Origin of the sequence: Rhizobium rhizogenes NBRC 13257 (genome assembly GCF_000696095.1) — a bacterium.
GTDB classification, from domain to species: Bacteria; Pseudomonadota; Alphaproteobacteria; order Rhizobiales; family Rhizobiaceae; genus Rhizobium; species Rhizobium rhizogenes.
In genome coordinates, this window is the sequence record NZ_BAYX01000016.1 from 1 (window position 1) to 14,284 (window position 14,284).

Genomic DNA, 14,284 nt, shown 5'->3' on the forward strand with positions numbered 1-14,284 from the left:
CCGACATCAATTGTCCGCTTTATCCTCTGGCTCTCTCAATAGGCAAAACTACTGCAAAACTAGAGGTCGTTTCGCAAGGCGGAAGTAACTCTGCGGATTTTTATCTCATGGCCGTGGGCATCAAGGCGGCCCTCGATGAGGCGAGAATGCTGAATTCCATATGAACTCACCCCCTTTTCCATTTTGCGATAACCGCAAATGGTTCAAAATAGTGAAGCACTTCATAGGTCTGTCTCCGCATAGTAGGGTCGGCGCCAAGCGGAAAAAACCGGGGTGTGGGTCAAATCATGGCGGAATTCAACAGTCAATTCTCCGACGCGGTTCCCTCAAACGCCCTGGATACCTTCAGCCGACTGTCCCAATTGGCGGAGAACTGCTTTGCCACCTCCGGGCTATCGGTGAAGGTGACATTTTCGGCATTCCGCTTTTGGGCCGCCGTGGTAAAATTGTATGAGCCTCCGATCACCAGGCGCCCGTCGATCACGATGATCTTGTTATGAGCAATCGTCGGTTCGAAATCGATCCACACCGGTATGCCGGCTGCTTCCAGCAGCGTCGCGCCGGAATATTTCCGCTCATTCACCTTGTCGAGGATCGCCAGGACCTCGACGCCCCTGTTCGCAGCTCGCTGGAGCGCGTGGATGATGGGCAGCGACGTGAAACCATAGGCCTGAACGCGGATAGCGGATCTGGCTCGATCGATCTCCGCGACAATCCGGCCTTCGCACTGCTCTACAGGCGTGAAGCACACGCCAACCTGAGCCGTTACGGCCTGAGCAGCGTAGAGCGGATTGGCAAGGATCAGAACAGCAATGATGGCAACGGCGATTCTCATATCGTCTCCATAGCATTTCGAGGTTCGTCTTGACTCAATCTCTCAACGTGAACATAATAAGAACAAACGAGGCTTAGCAAGCCTGAGTTTTCCAAAATTCTCATGGTTAGGACCGCCATTGATTGGCAGAACGGAGACGTGCGCCATGCAAACGACCGCTTATACAATCACGCCCCACGACGCGGAGGTGTTTAGGGATCTTGTCTCCTTCCTCGGTGAGGACGTCTTTGATCAGCGGCAGAGAAACGGCGCTATCGCCAAATCTGACGCGTTTCAGCGGCGGATTAGCGAAGCCCGAAGCGTGCTCAAAGGCATCGGTGTCTACGACGGAGCGAACCTGAACGAGAACCACAATGGGTGACGTGATCTATTTGGAAGACGATGCTGATCAGTGCAGCGACGAGCCCAAGCCGAAGGCAGACGTCATGACTATCAGCGGCGCCGATGCGATGGCGCTCAATGAATTCATGTGCCACGTGAGCATTCGTTGTTATGACGAACGGTTCAAGGATAGGGGGATGATGAAGTCGCGGGCCTTGCGCGATCAGCTCGACCGCATGCGCCAGATCCTCGATACCTTGCTGGACTATCCTCATTTCGAGCCGTTCTACTATTGGTCCCCTCCTAGCGATATGCCTCCAGACCAGGCAGAACCGGAATTGATATTGGCAGCCGCGGACCGATCTGAAGTTCAATTTCACTCAGTTGGCATTTACCTCGCTCCTGACAGCATCCCCGTTGGTACGTTGGAAATCGCCATCGACGATGAAGCCGGCGAAGCATGCGGCATAGTAAGCATCAGGGGAATGACGAGCGCCGCTGCATGGACGAAAGCTGGAGCGAGCCTCGACGAGACAATCAAGACCTTCATCGACGCGATATCGATCGACGACGAGGATGGCGTTGAGCCCAGCGCGTGATAGATGCCCGGGAGCCTGCAAGTCGAAATGACGTCCTCTCAGCGCTCATACTGCCCTCCTAGGGATGGCTCTTCCTGCGTCAAAATTGACTGCGCGCTCCGTCCGCCGAAGCGTTTCTATGACCCCGTAGATCTCGCGCAACAATGGCGGCATGATGCACTTCGGTTACTGGGACGCCCGAGTGCTAACGCACAAAAAACGCATACCCGTCCAAGGTCACGACAATGGCATGGCCCTGCCCGTCCGACAGGCGACATCCGCGAACGGCCGAACGACCGCCTCGCTTCGCCAATTCATCCTGATGCGAGAATACGAAGGCCTAGAAACGTCCCAACTTGTCTTTGCGGAGCCCAAGAAGCGAAGCATAGTGGAAGACATTTTGATCCTTTCGCCTCGCGTCAGAAGCCGGATCGTCTCAATCGTTGGTATCTTGGCTGAGGAGTAGCACCGCCCGGTGAACAGGCGTCGCGCAATGACACCAGCCACTCCGGCAAAAGACGGCGCAACTTCAGCCTTCTCGCATAAGTTGTTCCAGCCTCGCGCCTCCAAGGCCTATTTCCTTGAACAATCGTGAAACAATGCGCGGCTGGAGGCCGAGCCTCTGATCGATCAACACGACCGACATTTTCTTTATCTCGATAGTGATCGTACGGCCTTCGTCACGGCGACGATACCTTCCAGGATCGAGCGAATCGAATCCGTTTTGCGTCGCCCAGATGGCAACTATTTGCGCGTCCATGAGATTTCCCGTTTGTGCAGGAAGGACCGACTCACCCACCTACAATGCCATCCGCGATTTCAGGAATATCGTGAGCGATCCAACGAGATCCAGTCAAAATCCACTGCACCGCGGATTGCTTAACGGCTGTTGCTAGATAGACTCACCGAGGTTAGTGATTTAACGCGGCTTGGTAGCGGTTCGCGTAGAACGTTGAGAAGCAATACCCTCGGTTGCGCTATTCCAGAGAGAGCTACCGTTATGTTACGACTACACCGGCACGCGCAGCGAAAAGCTCCACTAAACGACCATCTCTACTAGCTAGCACTGCACGGTCTTAGTAAACCCAGCGCTCAATCCAAGTGTCTCTAATGAACAACGAAGCGGCATCAATTTCAGAAATTTGGCAAAGAACCGGCGAGCGCCTCAATCCATTCTTACAATGGTTCAAACAATATTTTAGCCCAACCTGGCTCTATATAATTGAGGGATTCAAGCTCTTATGGCGGACAGTCGTCGATTGGCCATGGACGCCCTTTGCCCTTTTTCTCTTTGCCCTAGTTGTCACAAGCGTGTGCTTGACTCGAGCGCACCGTCGATGGAAACAGGGCTGGCTATCGAATCTCATAGATCTCCAATTCAAGCAGACAGCAACGAGTCGTCCTCCGAGTAAGCGCGTGCGGTGGGTTGCCTGGATGCCACTATCTGCATGGCAACCTGCAATTCTACAAGGTTGGGACGGAATACTCACTCAGGTCCGTGGTCCCTTACTTTCTGACCTTAAAGCGCCTTATCTGCCCTCTCTTGCATCGTTTGTAGTTGTAACGCTGTGTGTCGCCTTCTTTTTTCTTGTGCCGCATATGCCCCCATTCTCAATGGCGTGGCCTTCGAATTGGCGTGAGGGGTTGGCAAGCATGGTGAGCGATCTATCGAGCAACGAGGCGATAGCGAGCGCGAACGACAGCTCCCTTAGCGCAGCCATCGCAAGCGCATTTACCGGACTGGTTGTAATAATTGTCGCGTTGATCGTATTCGTAGCTGAATCAATTCGCGATGATAACGACTTTGAGCGAAAGCGCGATTTGGTTCGCATTAGCTGGCTTTGGCCACTTGGCCTTGCAGCTACGCTGATTCCGTTCGGCTTGCTTTGGTCTCCCACGACGGGCTTAACCATTCTAATCGTGGTCATCATCGCCGGTTTTACGATTGTCGCGTTTGGCCGCGTATTGCGCTCTTTGCTTGACCCAGAATCCCGGGCGAAGAACCGAGTAGACCTCCTACGAAACCGCGTTCGACGTACCATTGCCGACTCTGCACGAGAGCGAGCCGGCAATGCCATACTGCTGGAACAACTGGGACCGGGGAAACGAATAGACACGTTGCAATATGCCCTTTCGCGTTCTTGGCTCGAGGATGATCGTAACGGCTACATCTTTATCGACGTGCCAAGCAATGGTCGTATCTCGGATGTTCAACTTGATCAGCTAAAGAAGCTCGCCGAGCGGCTCGACCGTTATGCGCGAGCGAAGCTCGGCTTCGCCCTGCGACAGGGAATCGCGCCGGTTCAAGCGCGAAGTGATACATTAATACGCAACGAAACGGTTAGGCATGAGCAGGTCCAAAAAGCCTATCTGCTCAAGCGCTATCTTGAGGAAGTATCATCCGACACCGTGTTTTCCGGCAAGCAACGAGCACTGCTGGCACTTCCTGCAGCGTTTCAAAAGGACGATGCATTTCTAGAGGATGTCCGGAGCGCTCTTTCGCACATCTTCCGCTTCACCACAGAAGAGCCAGCATCGGCCATCGTCCGGCGTGAAATGCAAGGAACCAAGGATCAGCTGGCGCAAGCAATTCGCGCTCGGAGCTTGGGTTCGATCGAAGATCTGCGCCAGACTTACATCCAGATAGCAGAAGAGTTTCTAACTCAGTTGGTAGAACTAGGCGGTGGGTACACCGCTGAGCAAGCAAAAAAGGAACGCGAATCCTTCGAAAGTTGGTCAGAAGTTGGTTGGCTTCGAAACGATTTGCGTGAGCTGTCCGTTATTGCCATCGAGTCAGGGAGTATCGATGTCGTCGGCAGTATCGGATATCTGCCTTTTGGCATTGCGATCCGATCTATACAGGCTCGAGATCACTACCTTTTTCAGCAATTTCTGCAGTTTGCGACGTTTTTCTACTATCTAGCAAAAGACCAGGCAGGCAATCACCGGATGCGAGATTGGCTCGTGGACAGGTCGTGGCGCTGGCCAAAAGAGATTATCCAAGTTTACGTCCTTCCGGAGCTGGCGGCAAATAGACCCGATCCAGAAGTGTTGCGGAACATGGCCGATTTTGCCAGCGATTCGCAGCGCGTTTTTCTCGATCTATTGAAACTGATGGCTGACGGACGGGACGCCATAAGCTTCCAGAATCTGACGACCGAACTCCAGAAGCTCTTCCGTCGGGTAACGGCAGCATCTGACCGCGCTGAAATCATTTTGCTTCGGATGCAGATCGAGCGCGCTGGTGACGATGCTCAAAAGTCAGCATTGGAAGAGAGGCTGAAGGTTGAACTAGAACGGGAGATAGCAGCCAAAAAACTCCGCCAGAACAATGAACTGATTTTCCTGGCGTTGGGCGGATGGCTGTTTGTCCAGGCACTATTGGATCCTGGCAATAGCCAGCTTGATCAGATGTTAAGATCGATCTCTTCGGGGATGCCTGATTCTCCCGAAGGTTTAGCCGAGGTGTATGCCGCAGCCAATGAATGGAACGTCGCAGACGCCTGGGGTTGGTATCATTGGGACTTACCCTCGGACGGGGAAGTACATCACGTCGATCGGCACACCAATCTAAACCTGATCTTTTGTGCGTTAATCCTGCGGCAATTGGCAGCGTTGTCGCAAGAGGCGCAAGAAAGAGTACGATTGCCTACCACTAAGTCATTTGCGGAGATGGCGAGAGAAAACAATGATCAGGGGCTGTTGCGCAGCTTGGATAGAATCGAAAGGGAACGCGACCTTTTTCGCCCTCTCATTGGAAACAAGGCGCTCGCCTGTATCGAAACTTTGCGCAGCCTTCTTGCCGATGTCCAAAGGCGCGAGAAAGATGAGAGAGATGAGTATACCCGCTATGCTCAGCTCGACGCAGGTAAGCTCGGTGAATTTCGCGAGGAGCTGCTCCAGGAACGCGGTCGTCTTCGTCCGATTTTTGATAAGCTTGGCGCTATAGACAACGTCCCCTTACAGGACAAAAAGCCATCGGCAAATTCGTTGGGCTACAAGCAAATTGACGATAAGGGCGCATTTATCTCGCAAGAATATGCGAGTTTTGCTGGATGGGGGCGCAGCTATGGTGAAGGCTTAGCTCGAAGCGAAGATTCGGTGACTTTGCGGGAGATTGTTAAGGGGGTAGGAATCGTTCGGCGGATCGCGCTCGGCACTGTGGTTTCGGAGATCGGAAAAGCTATTCAAAGTTTCAGCAATCCAATTGTGCTGCAGAGCCTGGATTTCGACGCCGAGGATCTCGAGTTCAACCGTAGTGATGCTTTCGTAGCGAGCTACGATCGGACGTTACGGAGCCCGTGGATTTCCTTTTTCGGCTTCAAGGGAATCTTGAATCTAAGCTCGAAACAGGTCCCGGTTTTCGACATATTGCCTTTTGAGCCGGACCAGCGAAATCTAGTCATAGTACTTGATGGGAGCCGATATTTGCGTTGGCAGCAATATCTGCCAAGCAGCGATCCGGCTGACAAGGATTCCATCTTTGACCGGTTCGTGATCAAAGTTACCGATCTCAATGCCGACCAAATGCAACGCGATGAAATCATTAGACAGAATCCAGATTGGCTGGCAGAGCAAGATGAACCCGAGTTGCATCTGAGATCGCAAGCACTGGTCGATATCTACGAAAAATTTGAGATTGAAATCCTGGATCCAAGCGCGGCCGTCTGTTTCAAAATAGAGACTGCAGACGAATCAGCACAAGGTTGACGAATATTGAAGTACAAACAGGTTCGCATCGGTGAGGACTGCCCCTGCGACAGCGTCCGTGCAATTGTGGGAGAATTGAGACCATCTTGGTGATCGCTTCGGCACAATAAGAGCAGTATAGAGATGTCTGATCTACGGCACAGCATTTTGCCGACGCGGCTTAAATTCCGTGGACTATCGCATGCAGAAAACCGATGAGGATAGCGCTCGCCGACTTCCGGCTGCGACGGTTCACAAACGGTTGGCTCGATCGAATTCTTCCAGCAGACTTGCGCATCAGGAATCTGCATGACTTGCCGAACCAGATGTAACCGCCTAACTCAAATAGCAGCGTGCTGCATTTAGGTAATCCGCGATGATGAAGGCACGGCTTATAGGGATGGCAGCGGGAGGCATTCTCGGTGCTTTGATTGGTAGCGGAACAGGGATTGTTGGCGGTATTTTCGGTGCGATTGCGGGCCTTGGCGTATTTGCGGCAATCGGAATTGCATGGGGCTTTAGCCTTGGCCCGGATATTTCGCGCGTTATCAGAATGTGGCTGAAGAGCCGGAGGTAATCCCATCGATGGGATAATGGGCATGGTGTCTTGGGAGGACCCGTTCCCCTCTTACCATGATCTTGATCGCGATAATGCAAAGAGGGTCGTCCTGCCGCGGCGGGACGATGACATTGCGATAGGCTGCAGAGGAGAACTGCGATAGGCCCAAATATTTACGGGATATCCCTTCTAAGCATAAGGATATCTCATTCAGAGTTCAAGGTAACGGATTCCGAGTAACAGCGGCATCTGTTCAATCTGAGAGAACCGTTGTCTCTCGAGAAGTGGCCTTTATCAGGCGACACTCGCGATCCGGGTCAAGCCCTTGATCTCCTCCGCCGCGTCCCCACTGGCGGAAAGGGATCGCGGCCCTGTGCCGCAGCAATCTTGCGCCAATCTCTCCCGCCCATGCCGGGAATCCGCAAAATCTCTGCCGGGGATAGATGACCGATATCTCCTGTAGTTTCATAGCCAAGCTAGTTTAATTCAGCCAGGAGCGAGGGGCGGATTCTCAGATCTGAGAGTTTTGTGTCCATTGCGGCAGAAAATCATCGATGGTTCGTCATCGCAACTGTCGAATCTCACAGTGATCGTCTGTGATTCAGCATTCATCACGTCGTTCATCGGAGCGCTTATGGACGACATTTGATGATCTCGTGATAGAGAGCGACCGCAAAATATTTGCAAACCGAGCGTCGAAGTTATATATTCCCGAACAGGTGAAGATTTATTGGAGTATGCGAATGCGCCTTGAGGCTCAAATGCTAAAAACGACAGAGGCGGCCATTGTGGCGAATGTCGACGTGCACAACGTCAACAAGCTGATCGATGAGAATATTCTTCCAACGGATCTATTCGTGCAGAATCAAATTCGGCGCGTGAGCCCTGGCGGCTGTGTTGCGATCAACTTCTACGTCCACACCGCTGGCATACTGGAAGCCGTAGCACGCCAACGGGCCATCAAGGATTTGACGCCTCGATTGCGCGATCTATGGGTTGCAAACGTTGATCCCGTGCGGGACCGGGATTGGGACGTGACGAATAAGTTCGTTACGATCGATTTTCATGCGTTCCTCGTCGATACCTTTACGAGGTTTCACGAATTGGACGCTGCGCGTGCAGCGGTCGTCTCCGATCCTGAGATCCTGGGGGGAAAACCAGTGCTGAAAGGCACTCGCATTCCAGTATATACGATCGCGGCCATGCTGGCAGCGAACACGCCTGAAGACGAAATTCTGGAAGACTATCCAAGCCTAGACTTGGTAAAACTAAAGCTGGCGGCGGTTTACGCGAAAGCCAATCCGCCGCGAGGTCGGCCGACCCATCTTAAGTTGCGAGAGGGGTCGAAGCTTAGTCTGCGTAAAAGCTTTCCAAACGAGAAAGCCCAATGAAGCTGCTGATTGATGAATGCCTGAGCCCGAAACTTGCGTTGAGGGCTCAGGAAACAGGCCATGGAGAATCCAGTCATGTGGTTTGGCTGAATAAGGCCGGCTGGAAAGATTGGGAGTTAAAGCCGTTCATCCTTGAAGGAGACTGGACATTCGTGACGATCAATTCTGTCGATTTCCGCGGTCCACGCGACCAACCGGGATCGGCTGGTGAATATGCGGATGTGGAGATTCACGCCGGCCTTATCTGTTTCAACGGGCCAGACGACATCAACCGGGATACCCAATGCCTGATGTTGGATGCAGTACTTCATGCAATCGCAGCAGAGGGTGTCGACATCATCAACAAGGTTGTGGAAGTGACCTTGGCGGACAATGAAATTGAAGTCGAAATCTATTCGTTGCCAATGGAAGAAGGCAATTTAATAGGTTCTGCAACTAAAGCACGACACACGAGGAGTTGAGCCATTAGCTCGCTGCGCAGCATTGATCTAAACTTCGTCGATGAGCTAGTCGACTTCATAAACGGCAAGGGTTACGTGCTGGACTTTTCTGACGCGACCTTTTCGACCTTTTTCTCCACCGAACTCGACGTTGATATCGACGATCCAGCCTATAAGACACTTGGAAATTCGAAGGGAAAGCGCCTCCGCCGTTTCCTGGAAGTGGTTGATGATGATTCAGTTATCAAAACGCTCCGGAAACTGTGGGAGCGACGGAGCCAATTGCTCAAGAACGGTCGACGACAAACAGACACTGTCTTGAATGCGGAAGGTCGGCTCTTGTCATTGATTGCGAAATTAGAGGGCCAAACCGACCAGAGTTCCGGCCAGCCGCCGATTGCGGCAAATAACTTGGTAAAGATCAGTTCCTTTCGCGACGACCTTTTAGGGCTTGATAAGCAACCTCGACAGGCCAGAGGCTATGCCTTTGAAAAATTTCTCAAACAGCTGTTTGAATTCTCGGGTTTGACGCCTCGCGATCCATTTCGGAATGTCGGGGAGCAGATTGACGGTAGTTTTTCACTCGGCAACGAGATCTATTTGCTTGAGGCAAAGTGGCAGAATGAACGCACCGGCGCTGCAGACTTGCATGTTTTGGAGGGAAAGCTTGCCCAGAAGGCCGTGTGGGCACGAGGGCTTTTTGTCAGCTATACAGGCTACTCTTCTGAAGGTCTGATGGCTTTCGGGACAGGCAAAAGGTTGATCTGTATGGAGGGCAAAGAAATCTATGACGCATTAGGAAAGCACGTGCCCATCAAAGAAGTTCTCGATCGAAAAGTGCGCGCGGCTGCGGAAACAGGAAAGGTTTTCGTCCCCGCGAAGGCGCTCTTTGGATGGTCGTGAAGAAGTTAACTTGGCATCCCTGCTGCACATAGCATGCCTCGCCCATCCCCTATAGAAGTCGGTGTATACGTCACCAAGAAAGTCTTGGCGGCGAAGCTTTCTTTCGGTTAATCCGGATGAGTCCGAGGCTGGCCTACTTCGTCCAGCGGTGTTCTTAGGCAGGCCGTCGCCATTTCCTGTCATCACGAATTCGTCGTATGCGGCAAACCTCCGGAAGCTGGAGCGTTGCTCATAGCCTCAGTTACCGTCTGGACCAACCGTTCATAATCTTGATAGAACTGTTGCACGGGCGCGATAGGCTTGTCATTGTCCCGTGGATTCGGGTAGCGCGCTCTCGCGGTGAAATGCGGTCCGCAAACAAAATCTATCATTCTTGCGACCCGCTCTTCGTCAGGCAGATCTAAAGCTACTGATCGGGCAATCAGCTCTTCAAGGCGATGCCCCAAGCCGCTTTTGAGTTCTTGAGCGCTGACGCCTTTGGAAAGCAAATAGGCTTTCAGGACAAGTTCTATAGCATGCCCAAACAACGCAATTTGCGGCCACATAGGCATGAAGCCGGCATTAAAGTCAGGTAAAAACCTGCAGGCACAATAAAAATCGTTCGCACGCCCTAGAAAATCATATGGTGACAATGGCAATGCATCGATAGGATTTCCGCCCATAACCATCACTTTCCGATTTTTTATCCAACTTCTGGGAACAACCGAGGCACTTATACCAGCGAACGACGGAATTCGTGAATGGCTTTAGAAAGGTGTATGTCCACCAGACCACGTGTGTCGGTGCACAGGGTGACTGTTTGCCTTGAAGCTTACGGATATGATGGCTCGAACTTCGATTGAATCAAGATCGACCTGCATAGAATGATCGCGATCCATAGGCCGCTCTATCCTCAAAATTGGGAATGAAGGCGGTTGTTCCTGCTGCGGGGGCGGCCGCGCGGGAACCGTTTCGAATACCATGTAACTTATCGGTTCGTCGTTATCCCAGACGCTGAGCTCGGCACCATCACGGATGACCAACTCCTTGGAATAAGATGCCTTGTGGAATAGCACCACATTCACCCCTTCCCCGCCGGCCTGGACAGATGGAAACAAAATCCCATCAAGTGGCACGACGCATTCCGTGGCCAGATAGTCAGCGACTGCTTGAGTAATCAGGTATTCTGAATCCTGGTCACCCGGCATAATTGGCCGAGAAATGCGTTCGCATAAACGTCTTAAAAATGTAACACGGCCAAGTGAACGCGCATAACTAGGGTCGAAAATGCTCCCTATCGTATAAATTTCCCTCAAAGCATTAAGGTCCAGCAGCTGAAGAGGCCTGATCAGATCGAACTTTGCTATGGCGACCTTGCTTCCCACAGGCGGCCGGACTTCCGCAACGCAAATCTCGGGAGTAGTCGCGCCATAAAATGTTGAGATTCCCTTGGCATTCATCCGGCCGGCTTGGGCAATTCGAGCTGGAGGCGCTGCTAAGTGCAGATCGGGGCGTTTCAGCGCCTCATTAAGTTCTCCACGGGAGTGAAAAGCGCGCGCGCGGAAAAAATGGGGCAGATCTGTCTGCGGACCAGCCTTAACAATGACCGACATGCCATTGCTAGTTTCTAACTTGTCAATATCGCCAAAGAGTGCCGCGAGTTGTTCGGCTGCCACACGACTGAAGAAACGTGCCTCAGTTTTTATCGAACGCTCGAACATTTCCCATGCATCTCGCCATTCGCGGTCGTCGGGCGATTTCTCCTTGTAATGGACATCACCATCAAATTCGCATTCCTCGCTGAGAGCTGCGACATCATGATTGAAGTGCCTGTTGCTAAGGATCTCTTGCAGCTCGCTAGCGGCTTCCTCTGAAATATCTGCGGCTCCCATGATAGCCGTCGTGCTATCGTAACCAGCCCTGTACCAAGTGTAATTGAAGTCTGGATCGTTCGACTTCATTCGCTCAAAGTCGTCAGGGTCTGAAGCTGTCCGTTGAAAGTGTTGTTTAAAGGCCAACTCGATGCGATCTGCCATGTCCTCGAGCGTAAACGCCGAGGCAGTTCGCAGACAATAGCTGCATACCTGGATCTTCCCTTCCGTCTCAATCAGCATTCTCAGATATTTTTCACCGACACATTCGAAGCAAATTGCGTTATCCGTCAATTCGTCCATATCGCTCAAAATCTCATCTTCAAATGTCAATTTTATACAAATTGACGTGCGTTGATCGGGTGGGCGAAAGACATTTGCATTGTCTTGGCTTGCGCTAATGCCATCTTACCAGCAGTGACGCAGTTTTTCATCGTCAGCCTAGACGCTGTATTCGCTCTCCGTTAATCCACGCGGCGTCGACTATCCTGCTATCCAACGCTACGCCGCGGAGGGTGAGAGCGCATTAACGCCATCAACATCGGCCCAAGCGAAAACTCGCCATTCTCGGCCCGGCGCGTCAGATCCCGCAGATATCCTCCGTCCGAATTGATGTGCCCTGCCCTCTCGAGAATGCAGGCCATTAACTGCGCCAAGACAGCATCGTCGATCTTGTCTTCGTCGATCTCCATGCCGAAATGACAACATGCCCGCGACCAAATATCCCGCGGCCTTCAGCATCTGCGTACACCGAACGCGCAGGCCTGGCACTGATGAATAGTAGCGTACACCGCGGCCGCAGACCAAGAACCTTAGCTCGTCGCATTAGAAAGGCTTGAAGCACCATCTTGCAACAAGGTTCATCGGTTGCTACCGGACAGGCAAGGAGGCGTGATACGTCTCAATAATCAAACGTCTGCGAGGATGCCTCAGCTTTAATCAGCGAGAGGGCCACGCTGTTTGAGGTATCCGAAAAGCGTTTGACGTAAGCACCATAGCTTGTCGCGCCGTGCTGAAATCTCACCGTGCCAAAAACACTAAGAAACTTGCCGAGCATTGCCATAGCCTCTGGGTCCGCCCGATCTGTTTCTTTGTTCTTTATCAGCGTCAAAACATCACTTGATTGCGCAAATTCCGACAATTCCGCCGCGGAAAACACCGGCCGTTTTAATTCGGCTGATTTTGCTATCAGAATGGTCCGAACACACCAGGCAATGCGCCGGTTGACGAGCGACTGAAGATGACCTTTGTGGCCGAAGTCAATGATGAACCATCCAAGGTCTGACGCGTGGATAATTTCGTGCTCGTAGGAGGCACGCAGCACAAAATGCTCGCGCAGGAGCTCAAGTTGATCGGTAGGATCGTAGATAGCCTTCGCCTCATGGGCTATATGGCATACGAACAGATCACCATTATTCGCCCGTTGCAGCAGGTCATCCAGTGGGTAGATCGAGGTCGATAAATGGCCCTTTTGCACATGCTGCGGCCGGTCATCCTCAGAGATGAGCAGCAAGTCGGTATCGGAATATATGTCTTCGTCACCCCTAGCGTGACTTCCGAACAAAAGCATTGCTGTTATGGTCATATCAGTAGTTGCCCAACCTGGTCATGCGCCAAGGCTCGCGTCTTTGTTTTTCCTGAGTTTTTCAACAGAAAGACGTCGCACGACTTCCCGTGTCTGAACGACCTCGTCGAGATTCTTGAGAACGAGCTGTTGCTTCTCCGGCTTAAGAACACCAACCTCGACGTCCAGATTATGTTCATTGATGATGTAGAAGGCGGCACTCAGCCGTGACGGCACCCGCAATTCCTCGTTTGTCATGTCGTATTCTGACGCAACAGCGGCCTGCTTGAGCTTGTCGAGCTCTGGGTTCGGTATCATAATCAGCTCCATCGTGTGATGCCACTCAAGGTCTTGATCGGCATGAACCTCGCATTTTCCAAGAAGGAGGGCATCCGCGATGCGGTTGAGACTGTAGTCTCTAAAATCGTTGTGCTCTTTTGACCAGGCACGCACGTACCAACGGCCCGCGGCGAACAAAAATGAATGGGGCGCGATTATCCGCTTTCCCGCTGGGGTACCCGTAAGAGAAGCGTATTCGATTTCGAGTTCAGCATTTTGTTTAATGGCGTCAAGTATTCGAATGAGCTGGCCTGGGCTAGTCGAACGCCGCTTGATAAAGCCTATAACCTCGACAGGGGGCGTCTCAGAGAACCAGGTATCGCTCTCGCTCATCCAACCCCTTTGCACTGCCACAAGTTGCAAGAGGTATCGGTCGGAAAATGGTCCGATGAACTCTGGAATGAACTGCTCTGTCCGGATGAAGCTCTTCTGGCTTCGGTCATATCTGAGATTCCGCTCAGCGCGAATCTGGTACTGAGCGATATCGGATGACGCCTGTTGTTCCGAGATACCGAAGAAATCCACAAGATCTTTTCGGTTGAATGCTCCGTCCCAAAAGAGTCGAAAGTCAATAAATTCCAATCTCTTGGTTACACCCCACCTCAAATCGCGATCCGCAGGATCCACCATAGACTCGTCTCCTTTTCCGATTCATCTCAAAAAGATGCATCGCATTACTTGATTGATTATCCAATCGCACCTACCTTTTATGGAGGCACAAGATAGTGCCGTCAACGCATCGGAAATGGCAGTGCGTCGATTGTCGGGATATTCGCTCGACCTAAACGCGTAATCAGCAAAGTAAGTTCGAGCGA

Annotated in this window: 13 protein-coding genes and 2 pseudogenes; 7 read left to right on the plus strand and 8 right to left on the minus strand. The window is 52.1% G+C overall.

Annotated elements, in window-relative coordinates; genetic code table 11:
* Nucleotides 1–304 precede the first annotated feature (304 nt).
* Nucleotides 305–835 carry a phospholipase D family nuclease gene (locus RRH01S_RS27520; RefSeq protein WP_042475677.1) on the minus strand — a complete coding sequence of 177 codons (531 nt, stop codon included), beginning with the start codon at nucleotides 833–835 and terminating at the stop codon, nucleotides 305–307.
* Between the two features lie 145 nt (nucleotides 836–980).
* Between RRH01S_RS27520 and RRH01S_RS27525 the strand changes: the two genes are divergently transcribed.
* Nucleotides 981–1,196, plus strand: a complete 216-nt coding sequence (locus RRH01S_RS27525) for a hypothetical protein (RefSeq protein ID WP_042475679.1) — start codon at nucleotides 981–983, stop codon at nucleotides 1,194–1,196.
* Nucleotides 1,189–1,755: a hypothetical protein gene (locus tag RRH01S_RS27530; RefSeq protein ID WP_042475683.1), complete on the plus strand. Its 567-nt coding sequence runs from the start codon at nucleotides 1,189–1,191 to the stop codon at nucleotides 1,753–1,755. The genes RRH01S_RS27525 and RRH01S_RS27530 overlap by 8 nt, the downstream gene beginning before the upstream one ends.
* 508 nt (nucleotides 1,756–2,263) lie before the next feature.
* Here RRH01S_RS27530 and RRH01S_RS27540 read toward each other — a convergent pair.
* Entirely contained in the window at nucleotides 2,264–2,494 is a 231-nt protein-coding gene (locus tag RRH01S_RS27540) for a hypothetical protein (protein WP_042475689.1), read from the minus strand.
* A gap of 350 nt (nucleotides 2,495–2,844) precedes the next feature.
* Here RRH01S_RS27540 and RRH01S_RS27545 point away from each other — a divergent pair, with 350 nt between their 5' ends.
* Together RRH01S_RS27545 and RRH01S_RS33675 are read left to right on the plus strand one after the other, a co-directional pair.
* Entirely contained in the window at nucleotides 2,845–6,444 is a 3,600-nt protein-coding gene (locus RRH01S_RS27545) for a hypothetical protein (RefSeq protein ID WP_131597880.1), read from the plus strand.
* A 355-nt stretch (nucleotides 6,445–6,799) separates the two neighbouring features.
* Nucleotides 6,800–7,000: a tellurite resistance TerB family protein gene (locus tag RRH01S_RS33675; RefSeq protein ID WP_234711759.1), complete on the plus strand. Its 201-nt coding sequence runs from the start codon at nucleotides 6,800–6,802 to the stop codon at nucleotides 6,998–7,000.
* Between the two features lie 299 nt (nucleotides 7,001–7,299).
* Here the strand turns inward: RRH01S_RS33675 and RRH01S_RS34945 are convergent.
* Nucleotides 7,300–7,518: pseudogene (locus RRH01S_RS34945) on the minus strand (hypothetical protein).
* A gap of 207 nt (nucleotides 7,519–7,725) precedes the next feature.
* Between RRH01S_RS34945 and RRH01S_RS27550 the strand changes: the two are divergent.
* The 3 genes from RRH01S_RS27550 to RRH01S_RS27560 all read left to right on the plus strand — a co-directional run bounded on the left by RRH01S_RS27550 (nucleotide 7,726) and on the right by RRH01S_RS27560 (nucleotide 9,716).
* On the plus strand, nucleotides 7,726–8,373 hold the full coding sequence (locus RRH01S_RS27550; protein ID WP_042475697.1) for a DUF433 domain-containing protein: 648 nt from the start codon (nucleotides 7,726–7,728) through the stop codon (nucleotides 8,371–8,373).
* Nucleotides 8,370–8,834 (plus strand): DUF5615 family PIN-like protein, encoded by a 465-nt coding sequence (locus RRH01S_RS27555; protein WP_042475701.1) that lies wholly within the window; start codon nucleotides 8,370–8,372, stop codon nucleotides 8,832–8,834. The genes RRH01S_RS27550 and RRH01S_RS27555 overlap by 4 nt, the downstream gene beginning before the upstream one ends.
* Nucleotides 8,835–8,909: 75 nt before the next feature.
* Nucleotides 8,910–9,716 (plus strand): restriction endonuclease, encoded by an 807-nt coding sequence (locus RRH01S_RS27560; protein ID WP_234711760.1) that lies wholly within the window; start codon nucleotides 8,910–8,912, stop codon nucleotides 9,714–9,716.
* Between the two features lie 182 nt (nucleotides 9,717–9,898).
* On the opposite strand, the gene RRH01S_RS27565 is transcribed toward RRH01S_RS27560, so the two are convergent.
* The 5 genes and pseudogenes from RRH01S_RS27565 to RRH01S_RS27585 all read right to left on the minus strand — a co-directional run bounded on the left by RRH01S_RS27565 (nucleotide 9,899) and on the right by RRH01S_RS27585 (nucleotide 14,099).
* Nucleotides 9,899–10,378, minus strand: a complete 480-nt coding sequence (locus tag RRH01S_RS27565) for a HEPN domain-containing protein (protein ID WP_131597882.1) — start codon at nucleotides 10,376–10,378, stop codon at nucleotides 9,899–9,901.
* 84 nt (nucleotides 10,379–10,462) lie between these two features.
* Complete coding sequence (locus RRH01S_RS27570; RefSeq protein ID WP_042475709.1) at nucleotides 10,463–11,869, minus strand: RES family NAD+ phosphorylase; 1,407 nt, start codon at nucleotides 11,867–11,869, stop codon at nucleotides 10,463–10,465.
* A 188-nt stretch (nucleotides 11,870–12,057) separates the two neighbouring features.
* Nucleotides 12,058–12,219: pseudogene (gene repC, locus RRH01S_RS27575) on the minus strand (replication initiation protein RepC); the annotation flags it as partial.
* Between the two features lie 248 nt (nucleotides 12,220–12,467).
* Nucleotides 12,468–13,151, minus strand: a complete 684-nt coding sequence (halB, locus tag RRH01S_RS27580; protein WP_052365295.1) for an anti-phage Hailong system nucleotidyltransferase HalB — start codon at nucleotides 13,149–13,151, stop codon at nucleotides 12,468–12,470.
* Between the two features lie 21 nt (nucleotides 13,152–13,172).
* Entirely contained in the window at nucleotides 13,173–14,099 is a 927-nt protein-coding gene (locus RRH01S_RS27585) for a helix-turn-helix transcriptional regulator (protein WP_042475715.1), read from the minus strand.
* Between the last annotated feature and the right edge of the window lie 185 nt (nucleotides 14,100–14,284).